The sequence below is a fragment of the Herbaspirillum sp. NPDC101396 genome, assembly GCF_044767365.1.
In the GTDB taxonomy this organism is placed as follows: domain Bacteria; phylum Pseudomonadota; class Gammaproteobacteria; order Burkholderiales; family Burkholderiaceae_D; genus Herbaspirillum.
Map to the genome: position 1 here is coordinate 32,875 of NZ_JBIWNT010000006.1, position 26,860 is coordinate 59,734.

Sequence of the window (26,860 nt, forward strand, 5' to 3'; positions counted from 1 at the left end):
TTCCCGGATTCGCGTGCTTTTACCCTGATTTACGCCATGCCGAACACGGCTTTACACTCGCCGGTTTTCTGTAGCCTGTCCGCGACGGTGGCACAATGGACACTCTGATTTCAGGAGAGGCATCATGCGCACATCACTGTCTGCCATCATCGTCGCGTCGCTTGCTGCGGCCACTTTCAACGCCCACGCCGACACGCTCAAAAACGAAACCGAAGTGCGCCAGCTCGCCGACAAGGTGATGGCCGCCGCCGGCAAGGGCCAGACCGACGACGCTTACGCGGCGATGACGCCGTACACGCTGACCGACATCAACACGCTTGACCGCGCACGGCTCAGCAACCGCACTTCGCGCATGCAGCTGGAACAATACATCGGCGGATCGGTGGGCTACGAATTCATCCGCAGCGAAAAGGTGGGCGAGTCGCTGCTCAAGCTGGTCTATATAGAGAAGGCCGAAAAGCAGGCGATTCCCTGGCAATTCATTTTCTACAAGACCAGCTCTGGCTGGGCATTGAGCAACTTCAGCAACGGCGACAACATCAACAGCCTGTTCAGCCGTTAATTATTGAAACGCGCGCAACGGACTCAGATCGTCGCTGACGATTTCGGTAGCGACGCCGGCGATCTTGTCGGCGATCAGCCGGCTCGAACCGCAGGCCGTGGTCCAGCCATTGGAGCCATGACCGGCGTTGAGGTAGAGATTGGAAAACGCCGTCGCGCCGATCAGCGGTGCGCCGTCCGGCGTCATCGGACGCAGGCCGGCCCAGTAGCTGATGCCGCTCATGTCGGCGCCGCCCGGGAACAGCGAGCTCAGCGACTTGACCGCGGTGGCACAGTCGCGCGGCGTCACTTTCGTGTCCCAGCTGCCGATCTCGGCGGTGCCGGCGGCGCGGATGTGCGAACCCATGCGCGTGATAGCCACCTTGTAATACTCATCCATCACACCGCTCTTCGGCGCGGCCGTCGCGTCTGCGACCGGTACCGTGATCGCGTAGCCCTTGACCGGATACACCGGCAACTGCAAACCCAGCGGCTTGACCAGGGCCACCGACGCGCTGGCGCAGGCCACCACATAAGCGTCCGCTGTCAACATGCCGTTTGTGGTGCGCAGGCCGGTGACGGCGCCGCCGGCGTATTCGATCTGCTGCACCGACGTTCCGAGCACAAAGCTGACGCCCTGCGTCTGCAGCCAGTCGGCCAGCGCGCGCGCGAACAACGGGCAATTGCCGGTCTCGTCCTGCGGCAGCAGCATGCCGCCGACCAGTTGATCTCGGGCGGCGCGCAGAGCCGGGTCGAAGGCGACGCAGGCGTCGGCGTCAAGCAGCTCGTACGCCACACCGGCTTCGGCCAGCACGCGCGCGGCGAGACCGGCGTTGTCCATGCCTTCCTGCGTGCGGAATACTTGCAGATTGCCGACCGTGGTTTGTTCGTACTCGATGCCGAGGCGTTCGCGGATGTCTTTCAGCTGCGTGTGGCTGTAGCGCGCCAGCCGGCCCATGCGCGCCTTGTTGACGGCGTAGCGCTCGGCGTTGCATTGCGACAGGAACTGGCCGAGCCAGCGCCATTGATGGCGGTCCAGGCGCGGCGTGAAACGCAAGGCCGACTCCATGCCCAGCCAGCTTTGCAGCGACCATTTGAGCGACTTGCCCTTCATGCCGGGCGCCGCCCACGGCGTGGCGTAGGACGGGCAGACATGGCCGGCGTTGCCGACGCTGGTTTCGGCCGCAACTTCGGGCTGGCGGTCGACCACCGTGACGGTGTAGCCCTTTTCATGCAGGAAATAGGCGGTGGTTACGCCGACGATGCCGGCGCCGATGACGATGATGTGCATGGATTGTTAATTGTTTATAAGGTTAATCCGCCGTCGATGTGCCATACCTGACCCGTGACGTACGACGCGGCCGGGCTCAGCAAAAAGGCAATGACGTTGGCGATTTCCTGCGGCTGGCCGAGGCGTTGCATGGGGATGCGTTCCAGCGCGGCGGCCCAGGCGGCCGGGTCGATGGCGGATTTGTTGGGATCGGATTTCTGCACATAACCAGGCGCCACGGCATTGACGGTCGCGCCCGATGGCGCCAACTGCACCGCCAGCGATTTGACCAGCGCTTCGATGCCGGCCTTGGCTGCGGCCGAGGCCGGAAAACCCGATTCGCCGAGGCGGTACACATGTGCGACGAAGGAGCTGACCGCCACCACGCGGCCGGCCGGCGCCTGCTGCAAGGCGTCCTTGCAGGCGGTGACCAACTGGAAGAAGCCGCCCAGCAGCGCATCAATGGAACGCGACCAGTCCTGCGTGCTGAGCTCGCCGATGCGCTTGCGATCGGCGAAACCGGCGTTGGCGACCAGCGCGTCGAGGCGGCCGTAGGTATTCAGCGCAACGTCGCGCAAGGCTGCCGCAGTGCCGGTGTCGGCCAGGTCGCCGAAGGCCGTCACGCACTGCGCGCCGCGCTCACGGCAGGCGGCGGCGGTCTGCTGCAGCTCGGGGGAGTCCGCGCGCGCATGCAGCACCATGCCGGTGTCGGCGGCGGCCACGGTTTTGGCGGTGGCCGCGCCGATGCCGCGTGCGGCGCCGGTAATCAGGATCACGCGCTGCACGCTGGAAGATGGATTCATGGGTGACGAGGAAACAATATGAGGAAATGACGGAATCAGGCGGCCGGAGCGACCGTGCGCTATTTTAACCAATAAGTGCCGGCCAGCCGCAAAAGCGCTGCACAACAGGTTCCGCTACATCCCGGGCGGTATTCTCCATTACAATTGCGGGGTTTTCAGGGACGGTAAATTGGTCAGACCGACGCTCCCTGCAGCGAATGGCACGCTTCCTGCTGCCTGCCTGATGGTCATTCGGGCAACCAAGAATTCAGACACCAAAGAGTAAAAGAAAAGGAAACACGATGTATCACTGGGACTTCGCCGCGCTCTGGCAATTCCGCAACGTCATTGCGGTGGGCTTCGGCTACACGCTGGCCTATACGGTCGCCTGCGTCCTGCTGGGCTTGTTGATCGGGCTGGCGGTCGGCCTCGGCCGCTTGTCGACCAACCCGCTGGTGTCGGGCCCGCTGCGCGCCTACGTCGAAGTGTTTCGCTGCACGCCGGTGCTGGTGCAACTGGTGTGGTTCTACTACGCGCTGCCGGTGCTGGTCGGCATCGAGATGTCGGCCGGCACATCGGCCTTGCTGGCGCTGGCCCTGTACGGCGGCGCCTTCTATTCGGAAATCATCCGCGGCGGCATCGTCTCGATCGACGTCGGCCAGAGCGAAGCCGGTTGCGCACTCGGCATGACGCGCTTCCAGCTGATGCGCCGCGTGATCCTGCCGCAGGCGTTCAAGCGCATGACGCCGCCGCTGGTCAGCCAGTCCATCATGCAATTGAAGAACACCTCGCTGCTGTCAGTGCTGGCGGTGCCGGACCTGCTGTACCAGGGCCAGATCATCGCGCATGAAACCTACCGCCCGCTGGAAATCTACACCATGGTTGCGGTGATCTATTTCCTCATCCTGCTGCCTGCGACGATCTGGGCCAAGCGCCTGGAAAACCGCCTGACTGCGCAACAGGGGGCATGAGATGAGCAATCCAACCAATGAAGTCATGATTGAAATCAAGAATCTGAAAAAGGCTTTCGGCGACCACGTCGTGCTGAAAGACATTTCGCTGCAGGTCAACAAGGGCAGCGTGGTCGCCATGATCGGCCCGTCCGGTTCCGGCAAGTCGACGCTGCTGCGCTGTATCAACCTGCTGACCGTACCCGAGCAAGGCAGCATCCGCGTCGGCGCGCAAGATTTCACCTTTGGTTCCAAAGCCTCCAAGCCGCTCAAGGACCGCGAACTGGCCAAGTTCCGCACCAACACCGGCATGGTGTTCCAGCATTTCAACCTGTTCCCGCACATGACCGCGCTCGAAAACGTCATGGAAGGCATGCTCACCGTGCTGCGCAAACCCAAGGCGGAAGCGCGCGCCTACGCGCTGGAACTGCTGCAGAAAGTCGGCCTGTCCGATCGCGCCGACATCTATCCGCAGCGCCTGTCCGGTGGTCAGAAGCAGCGCGTGGCGATCGCCCGCGCTCTGGCCATGCGCCCTAGCGTGATGCTGTTCGATGAAGCCACCTCGGCGCTGGATCCGGAACTGGTGGGGGAAGTGCTCAACGTGATCCGCTCGCTGGCGGCCGACGGCATGACCATGATCCTGGTCACGCATGAAATCGCGTTTGCGCGCGAAGTCGCCGACCAGGTCATCTTCATGCGCGACGGCGTCGTGGTCGAAGCCGGCCCGCCGTCGCAAGTCATCGACAATCCGCAGCAGGCGGCGACGCAGTCCTTCCTCACGCGTTTCAACGGTTGATCCGGGACAACCCGCCATGACCGGCCGCCTCGACCTGCTCGACGACACCGACCGCAAACTGATCTCGCTGTTGCAGCAGTCGGCCCGCGACAGCGTCGCCAACCTGGCGCGCCAACTGGGCGTGGCGCGCACCACCGTGGTGGCGCGCCTGGCGCGGCTGGAGAAGAACGGCGTCATCGTCGGCTACACCGTCAAGCTGGGACAGGAAGTCCAGGACAGCGGCCTGCTCGCCTACGTCGGCATTACGGTCGAAGCCAAGACCGCGCGCGACGTGCTCAAGCGCTTCAAGCGCATTCCCGAAATCGAGCAGCTCTGCTCCGTCAGCGGCGAGTTCGACTACGTCGCCTGGCTGCGCGCCGCCTCGGCCGAACAACTCGACAAGTTGCTCGACGACATCGGCGAGATCGAGGGCGTGGTCAAGACCACGACGTCGATTGTGTTGTCGCGCAAGATTGATCGCTGAGCAGTCGTTGAACATTGACCGCCGCCGCTGCGCCTGAGGTCATGAGCAAAGTGCAAGGCATGACCGCCGACAGCACCGGCCTTTCATCCCTACCATTTTACGGAAGCGGCATCCATGTTGCAGATCACCCCGGACCTGAGCCTGCCCGATACCGACATCGAGCTCAGCTTCGTACGCGCCCAAGGGGCGGGCGGCCAGAACGTCAACAAGACGTCGACCGCGGTGCATCTGCGCTTCGACATCCGCGCGTCGTCGCTGCCGGACTTCTACAAGGAAAAGTTGCTGCTGCTGAAGGATCAGCGCATCACCCGCGACGGCGTGATCGTGATCAAGTCCCAGCAGAGCCGCAGCCAGGAGCAGAATCGTATTGCGGCGCTGGAGCGGCTGGCGGCGCTGATTCAGGAGGCCGGAGTCGTACTTCCTCCGCGCAGGCCGACCAAACCGACACGCAGCGCCAAGCGCAAGCGCGTCGACAGCAAAACGCAACGCGGACGGCTCAAGGTATTGCGCACCCGGCTCGGCGAGTGAGCCGATGCGCAAGCACCTTCGCGGAGAAGTAGCTGATCTGGCGGGAAATGCCCCATACAAACTGTTCGTTTGGCAATCGGAAGGCATCGCCTGTTCATTGCAACGACGATGAGATCCGTGTTCAGATACTAAGTCACCGACAACGTGACAACGACAGTCCCACTAAGAGCGCCCGGCACGACAGGATCGCTAATTTTGATCATTGCCGCTGAAAAGGGAAAGTTTCCCACTTTGTTACTGCCGACTGCGGCCAGATCAACTGGAAATTGCTGACCGAATCGTATTGGCGAAACGCCGTCGTCACGCATCAGAATGATGCCGATACCTTGGACGGTCGAGCCTCCACTGGCCCGGAGTACCCCGGGTGATGCCGCCACTGCAGTCGTCGAGCTGAATGTCAGTTTGGCAGTCGAAGTGGTAGATGGACAGGTAATGTCGACCGACGTGAAGAAATCGGAAACGACCGGCCCCTTGGCGCCGATACTCCTGAAAATGCTTGCCTTGGCACTGCCCAGATTGACAGGGACATTGCGCAGAATACACGTGGTATTGCCGCCACCGGGCTTGGTAAACGTTGTTGCGTTCGCTCTGTAGTTGGCAAACCTCACTTCGTTGGTACCTACGTACCAAGTGGCGATATCGCTGACAACGGCGAGCGCCGCGCTGGTACCAGAAAAATAGGCAGTCGATAGCTTCACGAATTTTAGTGTCGCCATGTGCGTATTGTGATTGTTGTTAGGGCCGGGTCCATCCGGATTGCTCGGATATGCCTTTATCCCGTTGACGAAATTGCCTTGCGATATGACATAGCCAATACCTGCGACGTTGGTTTTTATCGCATTGAAGGACCCGACCGGCGATGCGCTCGTCCCCCAATTGTCTTTTAGTCCGGCGGACCCGGCGCCTGTACCGCAGTTCGCCCATGTAGCTTTGCTGCCGGCAACTGCGGGTGATTCCCATAGCACCGTTCCCGGCGCTTCCGTCCCTGTCAGGGAAATCGTAGCCGGCACTGTAAATTCATAGACTGCCTGGCCGGTTGTATAGTCTTGTCCCGTGCCATAGACACAATCACCCGCCTGTGCACTTCCCACGATCCCTCCCCACAGCAAGCCACACAGCCCGGCGAATATTCTCCCGCGCCATTTTTGCATCTTCATCATCAATCCCTTTCCGTTCTTCCGGTTTCAACACCTCTGGGGCGTCATTGCGAACGGAGGAGTGTGGAGCTTTCGACCGATGGAAGATATGAGAAAACTCTGAAAGAGATGGTCGGTTCGAAGCACCTACATGGTTCGCTGCGCCGGAGATACCTTACCTCTGCCAGCACGACAGCGTCCCCACAAATCGACAACCAATATCGTCACCATCTGCGCTGCGGATCGGCCAGAAAATAGGTATCGCCTGGACATATTTTCTGCCCATGGGAGATTCGGTATCAAGCAGCTGATCGTGCGTCTCAGGGAAATTCAATCGTGAAATTCACTGTGCTGCTCACCGCCCCCGACCCTGCTTTGCCTGTCGCAAAATAGCTTATCGCATACGGCAGGGTTGCCGTACCGGCGCTTATCCGCGTAGTGGCGACGTTCTGACTCCCTTTCACGCCGGCCAGGTTGATCACCGAACCATCGCCGTTGCTCAACTGCAGTTGCACGTTGGCGGCGCCGGTCACGTCGAGGTTTCCTGTCGTCGCATTGACGCGCGGACCGTCAAAAAAGGTGCGGACGTTCGTTCCGTTGGATTGCACGCCGCTGGTCTTGCAATTGTCGAGCCGGATCGAGAACGGCGTCCAGCCCGCCTTCTGGCCGTTGGCGGACAGCGCCGAAACCGACACCTTGGGTAAAGTGATTGTGTTGCCCGGCACGACCGTAGGAGTGCAGGTTGTGGCGCTGCCGCGGATGAATTTGATGGTGGGAATGGTGATTTGAATGGTCACCAGTTGGTTGTCCCCCTTGGCGAGTTGCACGTCGGCACCAGCCAAATCATCTGAGCCAGTTGTGGCGGAACTGATTTTGACAAAATCAACCGTGATAAAAGCTGGCCCGGTGCCAGCTTTGCTGCTCGCACTGGTTGGCCAAAATTTGGTGTAGGAGTTTCCCCCTCCATTGGAACCGGTGATTCTTATGCCGACTCCTGGGACTTTAGTTTGGAGGGTGTTGTTTGGCCCTGCGCTGCCGGTCAGTATTGCACTTCCCGTCACTATACCTGAAACCACGGTGGTGCCGGAAGCACCCGGGCAATTGCTGTTAAGCGGGGCGGGTATGGCACTTCTCGCCGCGGTGGCTATTACGGCACCTACAGCGAGGCTGCTGATGTCAATGCGGCTATTGAAGCTTCCGGTGAAGTCTGCAATCGCAGGATCGGACCCGCCGCTAGTAATCACACAACCGTCCGCAGCGAGAGCCGCATGCCCCACCACCAGGCCGCATAAGCTCACCGCCACTTTCCAGCACCATTTCTGCATGTTCATCATCCGCTCCTTTTTTGTCCGTTCAGCCGCCGCAGCTTTGCAGCAAACACGGCGAGGAGGCGCTTACCGTGAAGCGCCCGTAACCAAGGAGTTTGAATTTTTTGTCCTGCGAAAGATATGAGAAAACTCTCGAACTGCCGGGTCGTTGCAATAGGCTGTCGGCGCGATGCATCAGACTCGCCACACCGATCCGGCGGTCTGTTGCACCGGTCCCGAGCTATCTGAACTGGACCTGACTCAATGCGATTGCCTGTGGAGAGATTTGATCTGGAAAGCTTTTGAGAGTTTTCTCATATCGGCGCAACAAATGGACTTGTATCCTCTCGCCATTTGACCGCTGGAGAAGCGCATGCACGCGAGCAAATATGGAAGACGGTTTCTGCCGTCGATGACGTTGCCAACACGGGCCCATTCTGGAAATGCTGCTCTCTGGAACAGCGCAGGCGAAAGGGCTTTCGCTCCCGGTGGCGCGCTGTTCAAAAAACTTCTGCTCGCTTTGCTGCTGAACCTGGCGTTCATTCATTCTGTATGGGCGACCTGTAGTTTTATCTTTGTCGCAGGATTCGGTAGCTATATGCCGACAAAAGCGATCACGGGTTCAGCAGCACCCGTCGGTACCGTGGTCTACGACGAGACATGGACGGACGCGGGGATAGTTAATTGCCCGGTCGTGGACGTGAGTAACCGCATTAGCAGTAACAGGAGAATATTGGCAAAGCCGATTCGAGGCGGTTTCGTTACTGGTCCAGTAGGACTGCAATTCGATTCGGACATCGAATTCAGCGGCGCCACAAGCTCGGGACCGACGACCCGATCAGATGGTGATTATGTTTACTTTGAATATCCGCTTGGCATCACCAGGGTCACGGTAAAGCCACGCCTGCGATATAAAAAAACCAACGATGCGGCACTTGGCGCCGGATTGCGGAGTCCCCAACAACTATACTATGCCGGAGTCCCTCGAATTTTTATTGAGATATTTGCTGGTGTCGCGTTTCCCGAAAAAATCATGAACCTGTCGACAGACGTAAGATCTTATGGCTCTACCTGCAACCTGACAGTGCCTCCCGCCGTCACCCTGCGTTCCGTGCCGCAACGCCTCTTTACGGGTATCGGCACTGTGCCGGCAGAACGTACCAACTTCAACATATCAGCCGATTGTTCGGGGGTAGTAGCTGGCCAGGTTGTGGGCGTATCTTTCTCAGAAAGCTCTCGCCATGCCTCCGGCGCAGCGGGCGTCATCGCGGTCAGCGAGGGTGACGGCAAGGCAGCAGGAGTCGCTCTGCAAATCATCAATACCACTTCCGGACGCCCTATCGCCTTCAATGCGCTCGAACCAGGCACACCGCCGCCATCGCTCAATGGCATGTACAACTTCCCGATGCGGGTTCAGTATTTTCAGACTGCCTCGACAGTCGGCACCGGGACGGTGACCGGCACCACGGTGGTTACCATGCAGTACCGGTAAGCGAGCCGGGTATCTGCCCGCAGGATCAGGGCACGGTTGCTGCGGCCGGTCACGGCAACTGACGCAAGAACAATTGCAACCGGGAAATTTATTCTAAATAATTCGCATATTTTTGAGACTATTCTCATATAAACGAAGCAAGAAACACGTCAAACTCACTCCATCGAATAACGCATTGTTATCGGGTCAATCCAACAATATTTATTTCCGAGGGAGTCAGAAATGAAAAACGCCATGCTCTTGTCAGCACTGTTTGCCACGCTCACCCTGTCTATCGGCGCACGCGCTGCCGACACCACAGAGTTGAAAGTCAAGGGCTCAGTCAAGCCGCCGTCCTGTACGCTCAACCTTGCCGCAGGCGGCGTGATTGACTATGGCAACATTCCGCCGTCGCGACTGAGCAACACCGCCGCGACCAAGCTGGAACGCAGAACCACGGCGTTCAACATCGATTGCGCAACCGGCAAGGCCATGGTGGCGCTCAAGCTCAGCGACAATCGCGCGTCCTCCGTGGTGCCCGCCATCATGTCTTTTTCCAGTGGATACAAGGACGATAACTTTGCTTATGGCCTCGGGATTGTCGATGGCAAAAAAGTCGGCATTTACACCGTCAGCATGACCAAGGTCCAGGCGGATGGCTATAACATCGCTCTTTACCTGAATCGAGGTCTCGGCTCCGACCCGACCATCTGGAACAATGCTTACAGTAGCAATGGCGCCTTCTTCCGTCCGACACTGATCTATACATGGGCGCCAAACGACCCTGATTCAATCCGAACGGGTGCACAACACGCCCCGGGCGCTTTCAGCACGGTAGCCGGCGAACTGACTGTTGAGGTCACTATCGACAAGCTCGCCAATCTGCCGGTGCGCGACGCGATTCCGCTGGACGGATCTTCCACACTGGAATTGGTGTACCTGTAAGCAGGGCGACGCGACGTGGGCAAGGGCACCGTCATCCCCCAGGGCCTGTTAACAATTAATTTGCGAGTGCGAACGCGCGGCAGGCGTTGACTGTCTAGGCGCAGCGACGCGACGTAGCGGTGCTACGGCAAGGAGCTGCAACAACGACAGGCGACGCCTGCAGCCGTTCCCGGAGGGTTGCTGCCAGAAAGCGCGCTGGCGGCGTTGCATGGCTTGCCAGCACGCTTTCTGGCAGCAACGCATCTCGCAAATTAATTGTTAACAGGCCCTAGTCGGGCGACAGTTTGGCGAAGCTGTCGGACTGCGTCCATACCTGCACAGAATCAACGGGGGTATTCAGCCGCGCAGGATGCAACCCGACCGGGAGCTCTGGGTATTTTTCCACATGGAAATTTCGAATCTCGTATATTTTTGAGATTATTCTCATATAAACGAAACAAGGAACACGGCAAACTCACTCCATCGAATAACAGATCGTTATCGAATTAATTCAGCGATATTGATTAACGAGGGAGCCAGAAATGAAAAACGCCATGCTCTTGTCTGCATTGTTTGCCGCGCTTACCCTGTCTGGCGGTGCGCGCGCTGCCGACACCGCCGAACTGCAAGTCAAGGGTTCGGTGCGGCCTTCCGCGTGCACATTGACGCTCTCGGCTGACGGTGTCGTGGACTACGGACGCATCCCTGCGTCGCGCTTGTCTGACACCAAAGTCACTTCGCTCGGCGGCAGGACCGTGAATTATGCAATCAACTGCGACAACGGGGCCGCGCGCATCGCACTGCAGATTACGGACAACCGCAAGCCGTCAGTGGTAAAAGGCATGGCGCTTGACGTCTCGAAGTACTGGGGCGATGCCGCCGCCTTCGGCCTGGGGATAGTAGATGGCAAGACCATCGGTATTTATATGGTGGTCATGAATGGAGGAACGCAAGCCAACGGGGGTTCCAGCACCACCACGCTCGCTCCCGCCTCATCCGGCGATGGCGGGAAAACTTGGCGGACTTCCTCCAGCGGCTACCTGCAATTGATCAGCGACAGCTGGTACTCCTGGGGCACCTCCTATACAGACCTCGAACCTCTCGCCATCAACAATGTGAGCGGCACCCTGACGGTCGTAGCATTCATCGACAAGCTGGGCAACATCCCTCCCGGCAATGACATTCCCCTCGATGGTTTGACAACACTGGAGATGCGTTACCTCTAACCGCGCACCAGGCGCATTTGGATCGACACTTGATCACGCTGGCTTCAGCGCTGCACAAACGACAACGCCGCCGTCCCGACTGACTCGGAACGGCGGCGTTTCGGCGTTTCGTCGCTGCGGTATTTATTGCCGACGAAATTACCGCAACATTACAGCGGGATCTGCGGTGGCACGTCTTCCGGGCGTACGCCCGACAGCTTCTGCAGGTTTTCCAGCACGGTGGACTTGACCTTGCCGGCGGCGCGTTCCTGCACGATCCACTTGTTGATGTACTCGAGCCAGGCCTTGTCGTCTTCCTTGGGCACGCCGATGTTGGTCGAGGTCGCTTCCAGCGGCATCGGCACGATCATGGTGCCCAGGCTTGGGTTCTTCTTGAGCACGTTCAGGGCCAGCAGCCAGACCAGCACTTGCACGTCGACGCGGCCGGTTTGCAGGGCCAGGGTGGCGTCGTCGGCTTTTTCCAGGCGCACGATGGTGGCCTTGGGGCAGACGCGGGTGATCATGGCGTCGTGCGAGGAACCGATGTCGACGCCGATCTTGACTTCAGGCTTGTTGAGCTCTTCCCAGGTCTTCGGTGCGAAACCCTTTTTGGAGACGATGGTGAACGCGTTGTTGAACAGCGGCTCGGAGAAGCCGACGGTTTCGCGGCGTGCCGGGGTCGGATTGAGGCCGAAGAAGACGTCGATCTTGCGCGTCTGCAGGTCCAGCACCGAGTTGCCCCAGGTGGTTTCCAGGATTTCCAGCTTGACGTTCAGGCTGGCCGCCAGGTTCTTGGCGAAATCGACCATGAAGCCGACCCATTCGCCGCTGGCCAGGTCCTTGTTGTAGTAAGGCGCCTGACCGCGTACACCACCAATGCGCAGCACTTTGGTCCGCTTGATGCGGGCGAAGGTGCTTTCGCCGGCTGGCGCGCTCTGCGCGAAAACGCCGGGCAGATAGCTGGCGGCGGCGAGACCCGCGACGTTGGTGATGAAACTGCGGCGATTTTGCATTTGCTTCTCTCCCTGGATGTATGAAGTGGCACTGATGTGCGCTGGTTTGATTCTCTGGCGCCTTCAGGACTTCTGGTCCCGATGGCATCCGGCAATTTTAATACCAAGCGGTATGTGTTGCGCGGCATATTGCATATTCCCGCTTGCTGAGAATGCGCTGGAAGATCGCCTGTACGGATGCTTTTTCGGCATGGACGGCTATTTATAGCGTCATACACTACAAAACGACCAAATTATCGTCATACACGCATCAATCCTGGTCTTTTTATCGTGCCGACTGCTCCCTACAATAAAGGCATCCGCCGGCTGTCACGGCTCCAAATCCACTGCAAATTCACAACAAGGAGCGCCATCATGAAAATCGTCCTGCTCGGCACCGGCCACATCGGCCTGGCCATCGCCCGCCTCCTGCACCTGCATGCCGACGGCGATTACGAAGTGCTCGCCGCCGACCGGGACGCCAACGCGCTGGCCGCGATGCGCGCGCTCGGCGTAGCCACCGCGCAGGTCGACTTCAACGACCACGACGCGCTGTGCAGCCTGCTGTCGGGCCGCGACGCCTGCCTCAATGCCCTGCCGTACCACATGGCCACCGCCGTGGCGAAGGCGGCCAAACTGAGCGGCGTGCATTATTTCGACCTGACCGAAGACGTGCGCGCCACCCGCGCCATCGCCAAACTGGCGGCCGGCGCGGACACTGCCTTCATGCCGCAATGCGGGCTGGCGCCGGGCTTCATCGGCATCGCTGCGCATTCGCTGACGAGCAGCTTCGACGAGATCCACGAGGTCAAGATGCGCGTGGGCGCGCTGCCGGAGTTTCCCACCAATGCGCTGAAATACAACCTGACCTGGAGCGTCGACGGCCTCGTCAACGAGTACTGCCATCCCTGCGAAGCGATCCGCGACGGCAAGATGCAGGACATCCAGCCGCTGGAAGGACTCGAGCATTTTTCGCTGGATGGGGTCGAGTACGAAGCCTTCAACACCTCGGGCGGGCTCGGCACGCTGTGCAGCACGCTGGCCGGCCAGGTGCGCAATCTCGATTACAAATCGGTGCGCTATCCGGGCCACCGCAACCTGGTGAAATTCCTGCTGGAAGAACTGCGCCTGCGCGACGACCAGGAGCAGCTCAAGGGCATCCTGCGCAAGTCGGTGCCGACCACCATGCAGGATGTGGTGCTGGTGTTCGTGACAGTGAGCGGCATGCGCGACGGCATGCACGTGCAGGAGGTGTTCTCGCGCAAGATCTTCGCCGCCACCCGCGACGGCGTGCATGAGAGCGCGATCCAGATCACCACGGCGGCGGGAATTTGCACGGCGCTGGACCTGTTCCGGCAGGGCAAATTGCCGGCGCACGGCTTCATCCGGCAGGAGCAGATTGCGCTGGCGGATTTTCTCGGCAATCGATTTGGCCGCGTGTATGCCCACGGTTCGCAAGGCGCGCAGGGAGCAAACCCGCATGCGCCGTACGTGTCTCGCCATGCAGAGCGGGAAGCTGCAGTCGTGGCCTGACGCGTCGCCGGATTTGCACGGTATTCAAAGCAAAAACCGGAGTGCGCAAGAACCGTGGTCACCGCAGACTGCCCTGATCGAAACCAGATCCGATCAGGGCAGTCTCCCATGCGTACATCGCCACTTCCACCCGCCTTCTCCACGCTGGCCTGGTCCAACCTGGCCGCGCAATCCGCCGAACAACTCAGCCTGGCCGCCGCACCGCTGGTCGCAGTATTAGCGCTCGGCGCCGGTCCCGGCGACATCGGCACGCTGACCGCATTTCAAACCCTGCCGTTTCTCCTGCTGTCGCTGCCGCTGGGCGTGCTGGCGGATCGCTTGCCGCGCCGGCGCGTGATGTTGTGGAGCGAAGCGCTACGCTGCCTGGCGCTGCTGGGTTTGCTGCTGGTGCTGCACTCTTCCGCGCTGAGCATCGGCTGGATGGCCGTGCTCGGATTTGCCGGCGCCATCGGCACCGTCGGTTTCAGCGTGGCGGCGCCCGGGCTGGTGTCTTTGCTGGCGCCGCGCGCATCGCTGGCCCAGGCCAATGCGCGACTGGAGCTGGCGCGTAGCGCTGCCTTCGCGGCCGGCCCGGCGGTGGCCGGCGCGCTGGTGTCGTGGGCCGGCGCAACGGCTGCGTTCAGCGTGGCGGTGTTGTTGTCGGCCGCCGCCATCGTCATGTTGCTGCGGCTGCCGGAGCTTGCTGTCGTTCGCGCGTCAACAAGCAGGCGACATCCGTTGCGCGAGATCGCCGAGGGCGCGTCATTCGTCTGGCGCGATGTCTTGCTGCGGCCGGTCGCGATCACCGGCGTGATCTTCAATCTGTCCTGGTTCGCGCTGCAGTCCAGCTATGTGCCGTATGCGATCCGCGTGCTCGGCATGGGGACCGGAGCGGTGGGTTTTACGCTGGCCCTGTATGGCGCGGGCATGATCGCCGGCGCATTGGCGACGGCGCGGGTAATGGCCGGATTGCCGCTGGGGCGAGCCATCCAGATCGGTCCGGTGGCGGGCGTGCTGGCCGGCGCCAGTCTCGCGGCTACGCTGATCATTCCGCATGCAGCGCTGGCGGGGCTGTGCTTCTTCTTGCTGGGCGCCGGCCCCATGGTGTGGACCATCACGACCACCACGCTGCGCCAGAGCATGACGCCGGACGCCATGCTCGGCCGGGTCTCTGCGGTGTTCCTGACGGCCAATGCCGGCGCGCGTCCGCTTGGCGCGACGCTGGGCGGCCTGGTGGGGAGCCAGTGGGGGACATCCGCGTGCCTGTTGGTGGTGCTGGCCGGATTTGTTCTGCAGGCTGTCGTGATCATGAGCTCGCGTGTGGCGCGACTGCGCGAGTTGCCCGCACGATGATGCTCTTGACGATTTTGTACACAGGTAAAGTTGAATCAGGATGATGTAATAGTTTTTGGCACGGTTCTACACTGGCTGCGTGATCAATCAGTGCAGGATTTCCATGCAACCCTTCGTGATTTCCCGGGCGACGACTTTACTTGCACCCTTGCTTGCTGCCTGCGCCCTGAGCGGCTGCGCCAACTTCAGCGAAGTCGTGTCGGTCGACGGCGACGACAATTACAACCTCATCGCCACCGGCATCAGCTACACCATGTCGATGGCCCAGCTGACCAACGCCAGCCGCGAAAAAGCCGTGGCGTATTGCGCCGGCCAAGATCGCGACATGCAGCTGCGCCAGCAGGCGCGCGGCTGGCAACCGATGCAGGTGGAACTCGATTTCCGTTGCTTGCCGCGCCAGGCCGGCACGCTGCGGACTGAGCTGCAGACCGGACAGCAACCGGCGCTGTCGCTGACCCGCTTGCAGATGATTACAAAGTGACGCCAAGGTAGTTCAGATGCAGTTCAAATTCCTGTGTGGCGCAGGGCTTCCGTGATGAAGTCGATGAAGTGCCGCACGCGCTGCGGCATCTGCTTGCGCTGCGGGTAATACATGTACAGGCCGCCATAGACGCTGTTGAGGCGCGGCAGCAGCGGCACCAGCTTGTCGGCGGCGACCTGCTCGCGCACCGAATACACCACCAGCTGGCCGATGCCGACGCCGGCCTGCACGGCGGCGACTTCCGACTCCATGGTATTGAAACTCACCACCGCCGGCATTTCCTCAAAGACCGTGGAGCCGTCCACCGTCAGCATCCAGGGCGACAGCCTGCCGGTATTGGGATGGCGAAAACCGGTGCAGCGATGCTTGCGCAACTCATCCAGGTTCTTCGGCTTGCCGTATTTTTCCAGATAGGAGGGTGCTGCGTAGATTTGCAGAACGATGTCGCCCAGGCGACGCGCGACCAGGTTGCGCTGCGGCTCCTTGCCGGTGCGAAAGCCGACGTCGACGCGTTCGGCCACCAGGTCGGTGAAGCGATCGTCGAGCAAAAAATCGAAATGGATGTTCGGGTAGTGCTCCTGGAATTCCTGGATCAGCGGCATCAGCAACAGATTACCCACCGAGGTCGGCGCGCTCACGCGGATCATGCCTTCGGCGTCGCGGCGGCTGTTGCGCACCTGGTCCAGTGCTTCGTCGAGCAGGCGCAGGCCGGGGTCGGCCAACTCGGCCAGGCGCGCGCCCTCTTCCGTCAGGCTGAGCTTGCGCGTGCTGCGATGGAACAGACGCACGCCCAGGTCTTCCTCCAGCTGGCGCACCGCCTTGCTGACCGCCTGCGGCGTCATGCCGGCTTCCACCGCCGCCTGGCTGAAGCTGCCGGCGCGCACCACGCCCAAGAAAATCGTCACTACCCTGGCTTTGTCCATCGCTTCCCCGTTCCTTATTTATTTACAACTATTGGTTGTAAATGAAACACGTTGATGCTGTCTAGTGTAACAGCGCGCGCCTGCCTACACTTCGTCCTGCCAACTGCGCAAAGCCACAGTGCAGTTCACATCCGACGATAGACAATTCACCAAGGAGCATCACCATGACACAAGCATCGACAACATCCAAAGTCTGGTTCATCACCGGCGCGTCGCGCGGTTTCGGCGCGCTGATCGCCCGCGACGCCTTGCTGCGCGGCGACCGCGTGATCGCCACCGCACGCAATCCGCAAACCGTCATCGACGCGCTCGGCGAACAAGCCAACCTGTTGGCGCTGAAGCTGGATGTCACCAGCGAAACCGACGCGCAAGCTGCGGCCAAACAAGCCGTCGCACGCTTCGGCCGCATTGACGTACTGGTCAACAACGCCGGTTACGGCTTGCTGGGCGGGGTCGAGGAAGCCAGCGCCGATGAAGTGAGAAAACAATTCGACACCAACGTGTTCGGCCTGCTGCACGTCACGCGCGCCGTGTTGCCGACGCTGCGTGCACAGGGCAGCGGCCACGTGATCAACATCTCCTCGATCGGCGGCTATATGTCGCATCAGGGCTGGGGCGTTTACTGCGCGACCAAGTTCGCCGTCGAGGCACTGACCGAAGCGCTGCACACCGAACTGGCGCCGCTGGGCGTGCGCGCCACGGTGGTGGAACCGGGCTTCTTCCGCACCGACTTCCTCAACGCCGATTCGGTGGTGTCGACCGCCAACCATATCGCGCAATACGCCGACAGCGTCGGTGTGATGCGCACCCTGATGGCCGGCGCCAACCACAAGCAACCGGGCGATCCGGCCAAGCTGGCAAGCGCCATCCTGAAGCTGGCCGACGACGCCAACCCGCCGCTGCGCCTGGCGCTTGGCTCGGACACCGTTGCCGCGATTCAGAAGAAAAACCAGGCGGTGGAAGCCGAGTTGCAGCAATGGATGGCGGTGTCGACCTCGACCAACCACGACGACGTCACGGCATGATGTAAGAGGAAACAAGGCGGCCTGAAGCCGGCCGGGTTGTTTGCTATGATCGACGACAGTCGCCGGTCATGCATGCAGCCTGGCCGGCTTTCACGTTTTCGAAGGAATCGCCATGACCTCTTCCCCATCCAACGATCCGGGCCAGCTCGACGACGCCACGCTGGATTTCGCCGCCAAGATGTTCGACCTGGCGCGCCACGGCGAAGCCGATGAGCTCGCGGCTTATCTGGCCAAGGGCCTGCCGCCCAATCTGCGCGACCACAAGGGCGACAGCCTGCTGATGCTGGCCGCGTACCACGGCCATGATGCGGCGGTGCAGGTCTTGCTGCAGCACAAGGCCGACGCCGGCTTGCGCAACGACAACGGCCAGACGCCGATTGCGGGCGCGGTATTCAAGGGACATGCGGCAGTGGTCAAGGCCTTGCTCGACGGCGGCGCGGATGTCGAAGGCGCATCGCCCGACGGCAAGACGGCGCTGATGATTGCGGCGATGTTCAATCGCGTGGAAATCGTGGAGTTGCTGCTGGCGCACGGCGCCGACATCAAGGCGCGCAGCGAGAATGGTGCGACGGCGCTGGAAGCGGCGCGCGCCATGGGAGCGCCGGAGACGGCGGCGCTGCTGGAGCGCCGCCTGACGAACTGAATCTAAGCTGCGGAACCGTCGGCGTAAGGCTGGATGTTGACGGCGTTGCCGTCAGCGTCGAACTCTTCCGCCAGCGCCACCGATTTCAACCCCATGGTCAGCAGCGCGTCGCAGGTGTCGTCGAGTTCGATCTGCAGATTGTCAGCGGCGGCGCCATCCAGCGGCTTCTCGGCGGTGGCGACAACGGTCTCGCCGTTGTAGATATTCACGCGCAGCAAGATTTCCCCTTCGATATCCACCGGACCCATGACGGCATGGGTCTGCTGCGCGTCCACGCCGCTTTCCTGCAGGCCGTGGTCGAGCTCCGACATCATCTGCAGCATGAAGTACTCGGCGATGCCGCGCTCCTTGCCGCCGTGGAACAGGTCCTGGTACAGGAAGTGCACGTCGAACTGGCGGCCATCGGTGACCAGGCAGCGCTGCACCAGCGGCACGACCTTTTCGCTCCAGGTCTGGAAGCGCTGCGCGCGCACTGCGAAGTAGGCGTCCATCGCCGCTTCGTCTTTCGGAATCGTGTAGAACGGATCGTCTGCCGTCTTCAGTGCGAAGCCCAGCAGGAAGCGCAATTCCACCGCCGTGTCCTCGGCGCCGAAACGATTGGCCGGCCAGCTGCTCATGCTGCGGTTGATGGCCGCTGTTTCGGTGATCTTCTTGTCGGTCATGGCGGCGTAGGCGTCGCGCACCATGGCTTCCAGATGGCTGTAGGTGATCGCGTCGATTTCGTCGAGGTGGTAGGCGTAGCTGACCAGCACGACCTTGGCGTCGGCGCTCTCGAGCTGGGCCTCCTTGATGCTGGCGGTCAGTTCGGTGAAGGCGTCGGCGTCGCGGAAGTTCTGCTCCGCATCGAGGCCGCCGACGGTGCGCACGAACATCGGGATGACGAAGGCGTTGACTTCATAGCTGCGCTCGTTGCGGGTAAAGAAGACCGTCTCGGCGGCTTCTTCGATTTTTTCGCGCAGGTAGGGATAGGCTTCGGCTTCCTGGTCGCGTGCGCGTTCCAGCGCTTCGTACAGGACGTCGTCCTGCTGCTGGCGCAGGCTCTTGGTGATGATGCGGTGCAGGTCGCGTTGCTTGGCCGGCAAATCGGGCGAGGCTTCGTCCTCGGTCGCCAGTTCAACCGCCAGGTTGGCCAGCTTGTCGACCAGTGCTTCGTCGAGATCGTATTCGGCCGGCACCACGGAAGGAGCGGAAGAGGGAGCGGCTTTGCCGGCGGGGCGCTTGCTTTTGGACATGGCTGGAATGCTGGTGGAGAGAAGAGGCGGACATTGTAACAAGTCCGCCCTCCATTACCTTCAGACCGCGCCGTCAGACTGCTCCTTCAGACTGCTTTTTTGCCCGAGGTCCGCGCCAGGAACACCAGCCCGGCTGCGATCACCGACGCCACCGCCAAGGCATACAGACCACCCTGAATCGAACCGGTCTTTTGCTCGAGATAGCCGAAGGTCGCCGGCGCGAAGAAGCCGCCGAGGTTGCCGATGGAATTGACCAGCGCGATCACGGCGGCGGCGATGCGTGCGTCCAGATAGGCCTGCGGGATCGGCCAGAACAGCGACGAGGCCGCCTTGAAGCCGATGCCGGCGAAACAGATCGCGACGAAGGCGAACACCGGGCCGCCGGTGGTCGAGGCGAACATGCCGGCCGCGGCGATGATCAGCGTTGCCGCCACCCACGCCTGCTGGTGACGGAAACGCGCGGCCAGGCTGGCGAAGATATACATCGCGACGATCGAGATGATCCACGGAATCGAATTGAACAGGCCGACCTGGAAGTCGTTGAAGTGGCCCATCTTCTTGATGATGCTGGGCAGCCAGAAGGTGGCGCCGTAGATGGTCAGCTGAATCGCAAAGTAAATGAAGCAGAACAGCAGGATCTGCGGATCCTTGAGCAGGCTCCACGACGACACGTGCACCGGCTTGCTGGCCTGGCGCTCGCGTTGTTCATGCGCGATGATGGTGGCCAGGCTGTTGCGCTCCTCGTCGCTGAGCCAGGTGGCGTCCTGCGGGCGTGAATCGAGGCGGCGCCAGACTACGAAGCACAGCAGCACCGAGGCCAGGCCTTCGATGATGAACATCCATTGCCAGCCATGCAGGCCGCCACCCTCGATCTGCAGCAGCGCACCCGAGATCGGCCCGGACAGGATCGACGCAATCGCCGAGCCGCTCAGGAACACCGCCATCGCCTTGCCGCGTTCGCTGTTGGGCAGCCATTGCGTGAAGTAGTACACCACGCCCGGGAAGAAGCCGGCCTCGGCCACCCCTAGCAAAAAGCGCAGGATGTAGAACGAGGTCTCGTTGTGCACGAAGGCCATCGACGTCGCCACCACGCCCCAGGTCAGCATGATGCGCGTCAGCCAGGCCTTGGCGCCGAATTTCTGCAGCAGCATGTTGGACGGCACTTCGAAGATGGCGTAGCCGATGAAGAACAATCCCGCGCCGAGACCGAACGCCGCCGATCCGATGCCGAGATCGGTCGCCAGGTGCGAGCGCACGAAGCCGATGTTGACGCGGTCGATGTAGTTGGCGATGAACATGATCACGAACAGCGGCAGGATGCGCCATTTGACCTTGTCGATGGCGCTGGCCAGCGGACCGCTTGCCGGGCCGTCGGGATGGGCGGCCCAGGCCGCGATGTTTTGCTCATTTGCGGGATTGCTCACTGCTGTCTCCTTGAGGTTGTCGCTGCGGCCGTCGTGGCGGCCTGTGCGATCTTTATTGCGTTTTTTATTGCGCTTTGTATTGCGCTTTTTATTGTCGTGATGCGTATTGAAGCTGTTGGCTTATCTGACCAGGCAAGGCTTCTTGTTATCGAACTTCCAGCCCGGAATCAGGTACTGCATGGCGATGGCGTCGTCGCGCGCACCCAGGCCCTTGGCTTTGTAGAGCGCGTTGGCCGCCATTACCTGTTCCATGTCGATCTCCACACCCAGGCCCGGTGCGGTCGGCACGTCGACCATGCCGCCGACGATCCTGAACGGTTCACGCGTGAGGCGCTGGCCGTCCTGCCAGATCCAATGCGTATCGATGGCGGTGATCTTGCCCGGCGCGGCGGCTGCCACTTGCGTGAACATTGCCAGCGAGATATCGAAGTGGTTGTTGGAATGCGATCCCCAGGTCAGGCCCCACTCATTGCACAGTTGCGCCACGCGGATCGAACCCTGCATGGTCCAGAAGTGCGGGTCTGCCAACGGAATGTCGACCGATTGCAGCTGAATCGCATGGCCCATTTCGCGCCAGTCGGTGGCGATCATGTTGGTGGCCGTCTGCAGGCCGGTGGCGCGGCGGAACTCGGCCATCACTTCGCGGCCGGAGTAACCGTTCTCAGCGCCGCAGGGATCTTCGGCGTAAGCCAGCACGTCGTGCTGGTCGCGGCACAGGCGGATCGCGTCTTTCAGCAACCAGCCGCCGTTGGGGTCCAGCGTGATGCGTGCCTGCGGGAAGCGTTCATGCAACGCTGCGACGGCTTCGATTTCATCCTCGCCACGCAGGACGCCGCCCTTGAGCTTGAAGTCGTTGAAGCCGTAGCGCTGGTAGGCCGCCTCGGCCAGCCGCACGATGGCGTCGGCGTCCATGGCTTTCTCATGGCGCAGGCGCTGCCAATCGTCAGCGTTGTCGGGTTCGCTGTGATAGTCGAGGTCGGTGGCGTTGCGGTCGCCGACGTAGAACAGGTAGCCGAGCATTTCCACCTTGTCGCGTTGCTGGCCTTCGCCGAGCAAGGCTGCGACCGGCACGCCGAGGAACTTGCCAAGCAGATCGAGCAGCGCCGCTTCCACCGCCGTGACGGCGTGGATGGTGATGCGCAGGTCGAAGGTCTGCAAGCCGCGGCCGCCGGCGTCGCGGTCGCTGAAGGTCCGGCGCATGCGATTGAGCACGGCGTTGTAGTGGGCGATGGATTGGCCGACGACCAGTTCGCGCGCGTCTTCCAGGGTCTGGCGGATGCGTTCGCCGCCCGGCACTTCGCCGACGCCGGTGTTGCCGGCGCTGTCGGTCAGGATGACGAGGTTGCGCGTGAAGTAAGGACCGTGCGCGCCGCTCAGGTTGAGCAGCATGCCGTCGCGGCCGGCGACCGGGATGACCTGCATCCCGGTGACGACAGGCGCGGAAGAGCGGGAAGAATTCAGTGATGCGTTTGGCTGAGCAGACATGGTGGGCCTTGTACGGTGATCGATGGGCACACGGAATTGGTACCGCTACCAATTCCGATTGATGCAAATGGTAGCGGTACCTTTTTTGGCTGTCAATCGGTTTAGCGCGATGTTGTCAGATCGCAAACCAGTGGAGGAAGAGAACCAGGAAGATGAGCGCCGCAGCGCTCAGACGCTCTGCCGTTCGATGATGGTGAAGCCGATGTCCTGCACGCGTTCCGGCACCTCCCGGCCTTCCGCACGTTCGATGATGAAGCGCGCGGCGGTCTTGCCGATGCCGGTGCCGTCGATGCGCACGGTGGTCAGTTGCGGATGCAGGTCGCGCGAGAAGCTGAGGTCGCCGAAACCCATCACCGCCAGCTGCGAGGGAATCGCGATGCCGCGCACCTGGGCTTCGATCATGACGCCCATGGCGAGGATGTCGGAGCTGCAGAACACGCCGTCGATAACGCCGGCCTGGCCCAGCAGGTCGGCCAGGCCGGTGCGGCCGCTGCCCAGCGTGGTCGGCGCCGGCACCATGCACTGCGGCACCTCGGCGCGACCGGCTGGCGCCATGCCAAGCCGCACCGCTTCGTCGGAGAACGCCCGCGCGCGACGGCGGCTGCGTTCGTCGACACCGGCGATCACGGCCACGCGGCGGCGACCGGCTGCGTGCAGGTGCTGCGCCACGGCGACGCCGATGCGTTCATGCGAAAAGCCGACCAGCATGTCGATCGGCGTAGGCGTCAGGTCCCAGGTTTCCACCACGGGGATGCCGCTGGCCAGCAGGCGCTTGCGCGACTCGGCCGAGCGCATGATGCCGGTCAGCACCACGCCGTCGGGACGGCGGCCGATGATGGCTTCGAGCAAGGCGTCTTCGCGCGAATTCTCGTAGCCGCTCTGACCCAGCATGAGCTGGTGGCCGGCGTCGGCCAGCGCTTCGGTCAGCGACTGCACGGTTTCCAGGAAGATCGGCCCGACGATGGTCGGCACCACGGCGGCGACCAGGCGGCTTTTCTTGGAAGCCAGGCCCCCGGCCAGCAGGTTGGGCACGTAACCGGTGCGCTCGACGGCTTCACGGACCTTCTTGAGCACGGTCTCCGACACCGCGTCGGGCGTATTGAGCGCGCGCGAGGCGGTGATCGGCGCCACGCCGGCCAGCCGGGCGACGTCGCGCAGGGTCAGCCCGGCACCCTTGCGGCCCTTGCGCGCGACAGGCGCGGGTGCAGTCATCGGGACGTCAGGTGAAGGTGCTGAAATGGCGGGAATCGAAGGCTTCGTCATGGCGCGATTTTAGCATCGTCAAAATGGTACCGATACCAGTGCGCCACCGTGGATGACATTGCGCCAGCGCCAGATTCGCGTAAGCTCCCGTTTGCTCATTGATGAACTGCCCACCCGAGAATCCCTTTGCGACTCTTTCTGCTTTGCTCACTCGTGGCGCTGTCCGGAACCGCTTGCCTCGACGCCGACGCGCAAACCGCCGCCGGCGAGCCAGACGTCAGCGTCGTCATGAGCCACGCCAAAGGCTATCCGCTGTTTGCCGTGACGGCGAAGATGACCGTGACTGCCGACATCGCGCGCAGCTGGAAGGTGCTGACCGACTACGACCGGCTGGCCGAGTTCGTCCCCAACCTGTCGCGTTCGCACGTCAGCTCGAGCGAAGGCAATGAGCGTGTCGTCACCCAAAACGGTTTCGCCCAATTCCTGTTCCTCCGGCAAAACATCGATCTGGTGCTGCACGTCACCGAGCAAGCGATGGACGCCATCGACATCCGCCTGGTCAGCGGCAACATGCGCGAATACCAGGCGCGTTGGGAATTGCAGTCATTGCAGGCGCAGCAGCCGGGAGACGAAGGACGCACCCGCATTTCCTACGCCGGCATCATTGCGCCTGACTTTTATGTGCCGACGCTGTTTGGCGCAACACTGATGAAGCGGGACCTGCGCAACATGCTCAACGCCGTCAAGGCTGAAATGGAAAAGCGGCCCTGAGGCCGCTTTCACTATCGTGATCGAGAACCGATCGTCTCAGACTATCCCGAGTATCGAATAGCCGCCGTCGCACAAGGCGTCATAGCAACGCGTGCAGTGGTCGCAGAACAGATGCGAGCGTTTGACCTGATGCCGGCGCAGCACGAGCTGGAGTGCGACGCCTTCGCAATGCGGGCATGTCTCACGCATGGTGCCGACCGGGATCGGATCAGGTGCGAGGAACATGCCGTTGTCGAGCACCATGCCGTCCACCACTTCGCGCGGATCGATTTCCAGCAACGTGATATCGAGACGCTCGCGTCGGCGGTGCGGCCGGGGAGGGAGATTGACGCCGATGGCGCTGGTGTAGATGGATGAACGGTCTTCCGTTGCGACAGATGCAGGACTCATTACTGTGCTCCTTTTGGTCGACAGATAAGTACGCTGTTTCGCTGGCTGTGATGACTAGCTGTTTTTCTGGTGGAATACCCAATCTAGTAAAGATAAGAGGCAAGCGCAAGGAACGATAGAGAATAGTTCTACGAGTCTTGATTTGTTCATAACAACATCAATAGAAATTCTCTGTTGGATTCAAAAACTAGATTTTCATCATGCAACATACGACGATGTATATTGTGTTTATGCATTAATTTCGCTGAGAAATTCTTGAATAAATTCTTCCTGCACGGCATTATCGGGTCGCGCGAATAATGGGCTCGCATCCAGCTCGTGCATGGAAAACAACATTCGTCTGCAACGCCAATAAAAAAATCTGTGACGAAAATCACGCTCAGACCTTCGCGGACTCATGTCTGCGGCCGTCGCTATTTTTCGTCCGGCCTTCATCCGGGGAAACACATGCAACGCACCGCAGCAACAGCATCGTCTTCACAGGCGAAGTCAGACTTGCTGAAAAGAGTATCTGAACCTTTCCACGCACGGACCAGCCTCCACGTCTTCTTTTCTTCGCTCTTGCTTTGCCATGTGACCCCCTTCGCCCATGGCGAGAGCCTCGATGCAAACGGCATACGAATGACCTATCCGGACGGCTATGCAAAACCGGTGTCAAGTAAGGGGACTCCACATGCCTACACTTACTCAAGCTTCAAAAAAATCCCGCCTTCAGGGGTGATCGCCGTCATCACGCGCATCACTGACGGAAAGCAGTCTCCCCGCCCATGATTGACTTCGTGCGAGCGGTCCTGCGAACCGGGTTTTTACCTGCGATATTTCTGGCTGCTCTGGCGGCCACGAGCCCGAGCGCCAGTGCCGCTGGCTTCACCTTCCTGCGCGCGGGCAACTTCATGTGCCCACAAGAATACGTACGCATGCTGGAACATATTGTGGATGCCGAGACGCCGAAAGAACGGGATGCCATGGTCATCGCTGCCGTGTTCTCGGGTTCATGCACCGGCGCTTCGGCGGTGGCGAGCGAAATCGTTGAAGTCGAAGATCGGCGCAGTCCCAATGGCAACGGCTATTCCTGCTTCCATTTGTACGACGAAAAAGGTCCGATGAACTGCGCCCTCAATCAGTATGTGACGGATATTGAAACCGAGATCGCACAACGCAGCGGCGACTACCGGATCTTGGGCGAGGGACCCGGCGGGATCAAGGTAAGTTGCCTCGAAGGAGGCATGGTGTCGATGCAAAAAACTCCGCGCGGATGGGAAAGGTTTTCTATGATTTTTCCGAAACAGATGGAATTGCCCAGGGCTTTGTCCACTGATCGGGAAACTGCCCTGCGTGAAGGATGCAGAGGATTTGACTACCGCTAGTCCGGTCGTGCGCTGAGGGTGCGCTTGACCAGCAGCGAAATGCCAAAGCAAATCACGAAGTAGACCGCTCCCGCGAAGAACAGCAATTCAATGATGCGGCCGTCGCGTTCGCCGATGCTGTAGGCGCGGCCGAAGAAATCCGCCAGCGCGCTGACGTACACCAACGACGTGTCCTGAAACAAAATGATGCCCTGCGTCAGCAGCAACGGCACCATGTTGCGGAACGCCTGCGGCAGGATGATCAGGCGCATCGTCTGCGTGTAAGTCAGCCCCAGCGCGAACGCCGCAGCCAACTGGCCGCGCGCCACGCTCTTGATGCCGGCGCGGATGATTTCGGAGTAATAAGCCGCCTCGAACAAGGAGAAGGCAACCAGCGCCGAAATCATGCGCAAGTCGTTCGACGCCGACAAATGGAACACCTTCTGCAACAACTGCGGCACGATCAGGAAGAACCACAGCAGCACCATCACCAGCGGGATCGAACGGAACAGGTTGACGTAGCCGCTGGCGAACCACTGCAACGGCTTCGACGACGACAGCCGCATCATCGCCAGCAGCGTGCCCCAGACGATGCCGAACGCGATGGCGGTGGCGGTGATCTGCAGCGAGATCGCCATGCCATGGCCGAGCACCTGAACCGCTGCAGGCGTGATGGAACTGAAATCGAACTGATAGCTCATGGCCGCG

Annotated in this window: 28 protein-coding genes; 16 read left to right on the top strand and 12 right to left on the bottom strand. The window is 61.0% G+C overall.

Annotated features, from left to right (window positions below):
• The first annotated feature begins 124 nt into the window (after window positions 1–124).
• The gene (locus ACIROY_RS20185; RefSeq protein ID WP_402343682.1) at window positions 125–562 is read left to right on the top strand and encodes a hypothetical protein; all 438 of its coding nucleotides are present in this window, start codon (window positions 125–127) and stop codon (window positions 560–562) included.
• Here ACIROY_RS20185 and ACIROY_RS20190 read toward each other — a convergent pair whose 3' ends face one another.
• Window positions 563–1,831, bottom strand: a complete 1,269-nt coding sequence (locus tag ACIROY_RS20190; protein WP_402343685.1) for a D-amino acid dehydrogenase — start codon at window positions 1,829–1,831, stop codon at window positions 563–565.
• Window positions 1,832–1,845: 14 nt separating this feature from the next.
• On the bottom strand, window positions 1,846–2,613 hold the full coding sequence (locus tag ACIROY_RS20195; protein WP_402343688.1) for an SDR family NAD(P)-dependent oxidoreductase: 768 nt from the start codon (window positions 2,611–2,613) through the stop codon (window positions 1,846–1,848).
• Window positions 2,614–2,894: 281 nt separating this feature from the next.
• Between ACIROY_RS20195 and ACIROY_RS20200 the strand changes: the two genes are divergently transcribed.
• From ACIROY_RS20200 to arfB, 4 genes are all read left to right on the top strand, one after another.
• A complete protein-coding gene (locus ACIROY_RS20200) occupies window positions 2,895–3,563 on the top strand; it encodes an amino acid ABC transporter permease (RefSeq protein WP_402278008.1) in 669 nt (222 codons plus the stop codon).
• A gap of 1 nt (window position 3,564) precedes the next feature.
• Entirely contained in the window at window positions 3,565–4,338 is a 774-nt protein-coding gene (locus tag ACIROY_RS20205; protein ID WP_116436093.1) for an amino acid ABC transporter ATP-binding protein, read from the top strand.
• Between the two features lie 16 nt (window positions 4,339–4,354).
• A complete protein-coding gene (locus ACIROY_RS20210) occupies window positions 4,355–4,801 on the top strand; it encodes an Lrp/AsnC family transcriptional regulator (protein ID WP_402278007.1) in 447 nt (148 codons plus the stop codon).
• A 114-nt stretch (window positions 4,802–4,915) separates the two neighbouring features.
• On the top strand, window positions 4,916–5,329 hold the full coding sequence (arfB, locus tag ACIROY_RS20215; RefSeq protein WP_402343691.1) for an alternative ribosome rescue aminoacyl-tRNA hydrolase ArfB: 414 nt from the start codon (window positions 4,916–4,918) through the stop codon (window positions 5,327–5,329).
• Between the two features lie 128 nt (window positions 5,330–5,457).
• Here the strand turns inward: arfB and ACIROY_RS20220 are convergent, their stop codons facing one another.
• Window positions 5,458–6,489, bottom strand: coding sequence for a fimbrial protein (locus tag ACIROY_RS20220; protein WP_402278005.1), 1,032 nt, complete (start codon window positions 6,487–6,489; stop codon window positions 5,458–5,460).
• A gap of 296 nt (window positions 6,490–6,785) precedes the next feature.
• Window positions 6,786–7,796, bottom strand: coding sequence for a fimbrial protein (locus tag ACIROY_RS20225; RefSeq protein ID WP_402343694.1), 1,011 nt, complete (start codon window positions 7,794–7,796; stop codon window positions 6,786–6,788).
• 349 nt (window positions 7,797–8,145) lie between these two features.
• On the opposite strand from ACIROY_RS20225, the gene ACIROY_RS20230 reads away from it, so the two are divergent.
• From ACIROY_RS20230 to ACIROY_RS20240, 3 genes are all read left to right on the top strand, one after another.
• Window positions 8,146–9,264, top strand: coding sequence for a fimbrial protein (locus ACIROY_RS20230; RefSeq protein ID WP_402343696.1), 1,119 nt, complete (start codon window positions 8,146–8,148; stop codon window positions 9,262–9,264).
• A gap of 222 nt (window positions 9,265–9,486) precedes the next feature.
• Window positions 9,487–10,188 (top strand): DUF1120 domain-containing protein, encoded by a 702-nt coding sequence (locus ACIROY_RS20235; protein WP_402343699.1) that lies wholly within the window; start codon window positions 9,487–9,489, stop codon window positions 10,186–10,188.
• A 521-nt stretch (window positions 10,189–10,709) separates the two neighbouring features.
• Window positions 10,710–11,393, top strand: coding sequence for a DUF1120 domain-containing protein (locus ACIROY_RS20240; RefSeq protein WP_402278001.1), 684 nt, complete (start codon window positions 10,710–10,712; stop codon window positions 11,391–11,393).
• A 149-nt stretch (window positions 11,394–11,542) separates the two neighbouring features.
• On the opposite strand, the gene ACIROY_RS20245 is transcribed toward ACIROY_RS20240, so the two are convergent.
• On the bottom strand, window positions 11,543–12,385 hold the full coding sequence (locus ACIROY_RS20245) for a transporter substrate-binding domain-containing protein (protein ID WP_402278000.1): 843 nt from the start codon (window positions 12,383–12,385) through the stop codon (window positions 11,543–11,545).
• A gap of 354 nt (window positions 12,386–12,739) precedes the next feature.
• Here ACIROY_RS20245 and ACIROY_RS20250 point away from each other — a divergent pair, with 354 nt between their 5' ends.
• From ACIROY_RS20250 to ACIROY_RS20260, 3 genes are all read left to right on the top strand, one after another.
• Window positions 12,740–13,897 (top strand): saccharopine dehydrogenase C-terminal domain-containing protein, encoded by a 1,158-nt coding sequence (locus tag ACIROY_RS20250; protein ID WP_402277999.1) that lies wholly within the window; start codon window positions 12,740–12,742, stop codon window positions 13,895–13,897.
• A gap of 108 nt (window positions 13,898–14,005) precedes the next feature.
• The gene (locus ACIROY_RS20255) at window positions 14,006–15,229 is read left to right on the top strand and encodes an MFS transporter (protein ID WP_402343702.1); all 1,224 of its coding nucleotides are present in this window, start codon (window positions 14,006–14,008) and stop codon (window positions 15,227–15,229) included.
• A 103-nt stretch (window positions 15,230–15,332) separates the two neighbouring features.
• Window positions 15,333–15,710 (top strand): hypothetical protein, encoded by a 378-nt coding sequence (locus tag ACIROY_RS20260; protein WP_402343705.1) that lies wholly within the window; start codon window positions 15,333–15,335, stop codon window positions 15,708–15,710.
• 23 nt (window positions 15,711–15,733) lie between these two features.
• Here ACIROY_RS20260 and ACIROY_RS20265 read toward each other — a convergent pair whose 3' ends face one another.
• Window positions 15,734–16,633 (bottom strand): LysR family transcriptional regulator, encoded by a 900-nt coding sequence (locus ACIROY_RS20265; RefSeq protein WP_402277996.1) that lies wholly within the window; start codon window positions 16,631–16,633, stop codon window positions 15,734–15,736.
• A gap of 164 nt (window positions 16,634–16,797) precedes the next feature.
• Here ACIROY_RS20265 and ACIROY_RS20270 point away from each other — a divergent pair, with 164 nt between their 5' ends.
• Window positions 16,798–17,658, top strand: a complete 861-nt coding sequence (locus ACIROY_RS20270; RefSeq protein WP_402343708.1) for an oxidoreductase — start codon at window positions 16,798–16,800, stop codon at window positions 17,656–17,658.
• Between the two features lie 112 nt (window positions 17,659–17,770).
• A complete protein-coding gene (locus ACIROY_RS20275) occupies window positions 17,771–18,301 on the top strand; it encodes an ankyrin repeat domain-containing protein (protein WP_402343711.1) in 531 nt (176 codons plus the stop codon).
• A gap of 2 nt (window positions 18,302–18,303) precedes the next feature.
• On the opposite strand, the gene ACIROY_RS20280 is transcribed toward ACIROY_RS20275, so the two are convergent.
• The 4 genes from ACIROY_RS20280 to ACIROY_RS20295 all read right to left on the bottom strand — a co-directional run bounded on the left by ACIROY_RS20280 (window position 18,304) and on the right by ACIROY_RS20295 (window position 23,654).
• Complete coding sequence (locus ACIROY_RS20280; RefSeq protein WP_402343714.1) at window positions 18,304–19,533, bottom strand: DUF2863 family protein; 1,230 nt, start codon at window positions 19,531–19,533, stop codon at window positions 18,304–18,306.
• A gap of 86 nt (window positions 19,534–19,619) precedes the next feature.
• Window positions 19,620–20,930: an MFS transporter gene (locus tag ACIROY_RS20285; RefSeq protein WP_402344199.1), complete on the bottom strand. Its 1,311-nt coding sequence runs from the start codon at window positions 20,928–20,930 to the stop codon at window positions 19,620–19,622.
• A gap of 147 nt (window positions 20,931–21,077) precedes the next feature.
• On the bottom strand, window positions 21,078–22,442 hold the full coding sequence (gudD, locus tag ACIROY_RS20290) for a glucarate dehydratase (protein WP_402343717.1): 1,365 nt from the start codon (window positions 22,440–22,442) through the stop codon (window positions 21,078–21,080).
• A gap of 168 nt (window positions 22,443–22,610) precedes the next feature.
• Window positions 22,611–23,654: a LacI family DNA-binding transcriptional regulator gene (locus ACIROY_RS20295; RefSeq protein WP_402343720.1), complete on the bottom strand. Its 1,044-nt coding sequence runs from the start codon at window positions 23,652–23,654 to the stop codon at window positions 22,611–22,613.
• A 204-nt stretch (window positions 23,655–23,858) separates the two neighbouring features.
• Between ACIROY_RS20295 and ACIROY_RS20300 the strand changes: the two genes are divergently transcribed.
• The gene (locus ACIROY_RS20300; protein WP_402343723.1) at window positions 23,859–24,416 is read left to right on the top strand and encodes an SRPBCC family protein; all 558 of its coding nucleotides are present in this window, start codon (window positions 23,859–23,861) and stop codon (window positions 24,414–24,416) included.
• A 36-nt stretch (window positions 24,417–24,452) separates the two neighbouring features.
• Here the strand turns inward: ACIROY_RS20300 and ACIROY_RS20305 are convergent, their stop codons facing one another.
• Window positions 24,453–24,806 carry a hypothetical protein gene (locus ACIROY_RS20305; protein WP_402277989.1) on the bottom strand — a complete coding sequence of 118 codons (354 nt, stop codon included), beginning with the start codon at window positions 24,804–24,806 and terminating at the stop codon, window positions 24,453–24,455.
• A 447-nt stretch (window positions 24,807–25,253) separates the two neighbouring features.
• Between ACIROY_RS20305 and ACIROY_RS20310 the strand changes: the two genes are divergently transcribed.
• Window positions 25,254–25,577, top strand: coding sequence for a hypothetical protein (locus tag ACIROY_RS20310; protein WP_402343727.1), 324 nt, complete (start codon window positions 25,254–25,256; stop codon window positions 25,575–25,577).
• The gene (locus tag ACIROY_RS20315; protein ID WP_402343730.1) at window positions 25,574–26,173 is read left to right on the top strand and encodes a hypothetical protein; all 600 of its coding nucleotides are present in this window, start codon (window positions 25,574–25,576) and stop codon (window positions 26,171–26,173) included. Before ACIROY_RS20310 ends, ACIROY_RS20315 begins: the two co-directional genes overlap by 4 nt.
• On the opposite strand, the gene gltK is transcribed toward ACIROY_RS20315, so the two are convergent.
• Window positions 26,170–26,853 (bottom strand): glutamate/aspartate ABC transporter permease GltK, encoded by a 684-nt coding sequence (gene gltK / locus ACIROY_RS20320; protein ID WP_402343733.1) that lies wholly within the window; start codon window positions 26,851–26,853, stop codon window positions 26,170–26,172. The two genes, ACIROY_RS20315 and gltK, sit on opposite strands and share 4 nt — an antisense overlap.
• Between the last annotated feature and the right edge of the window lie 7 nt (window positions 26,854–26,860).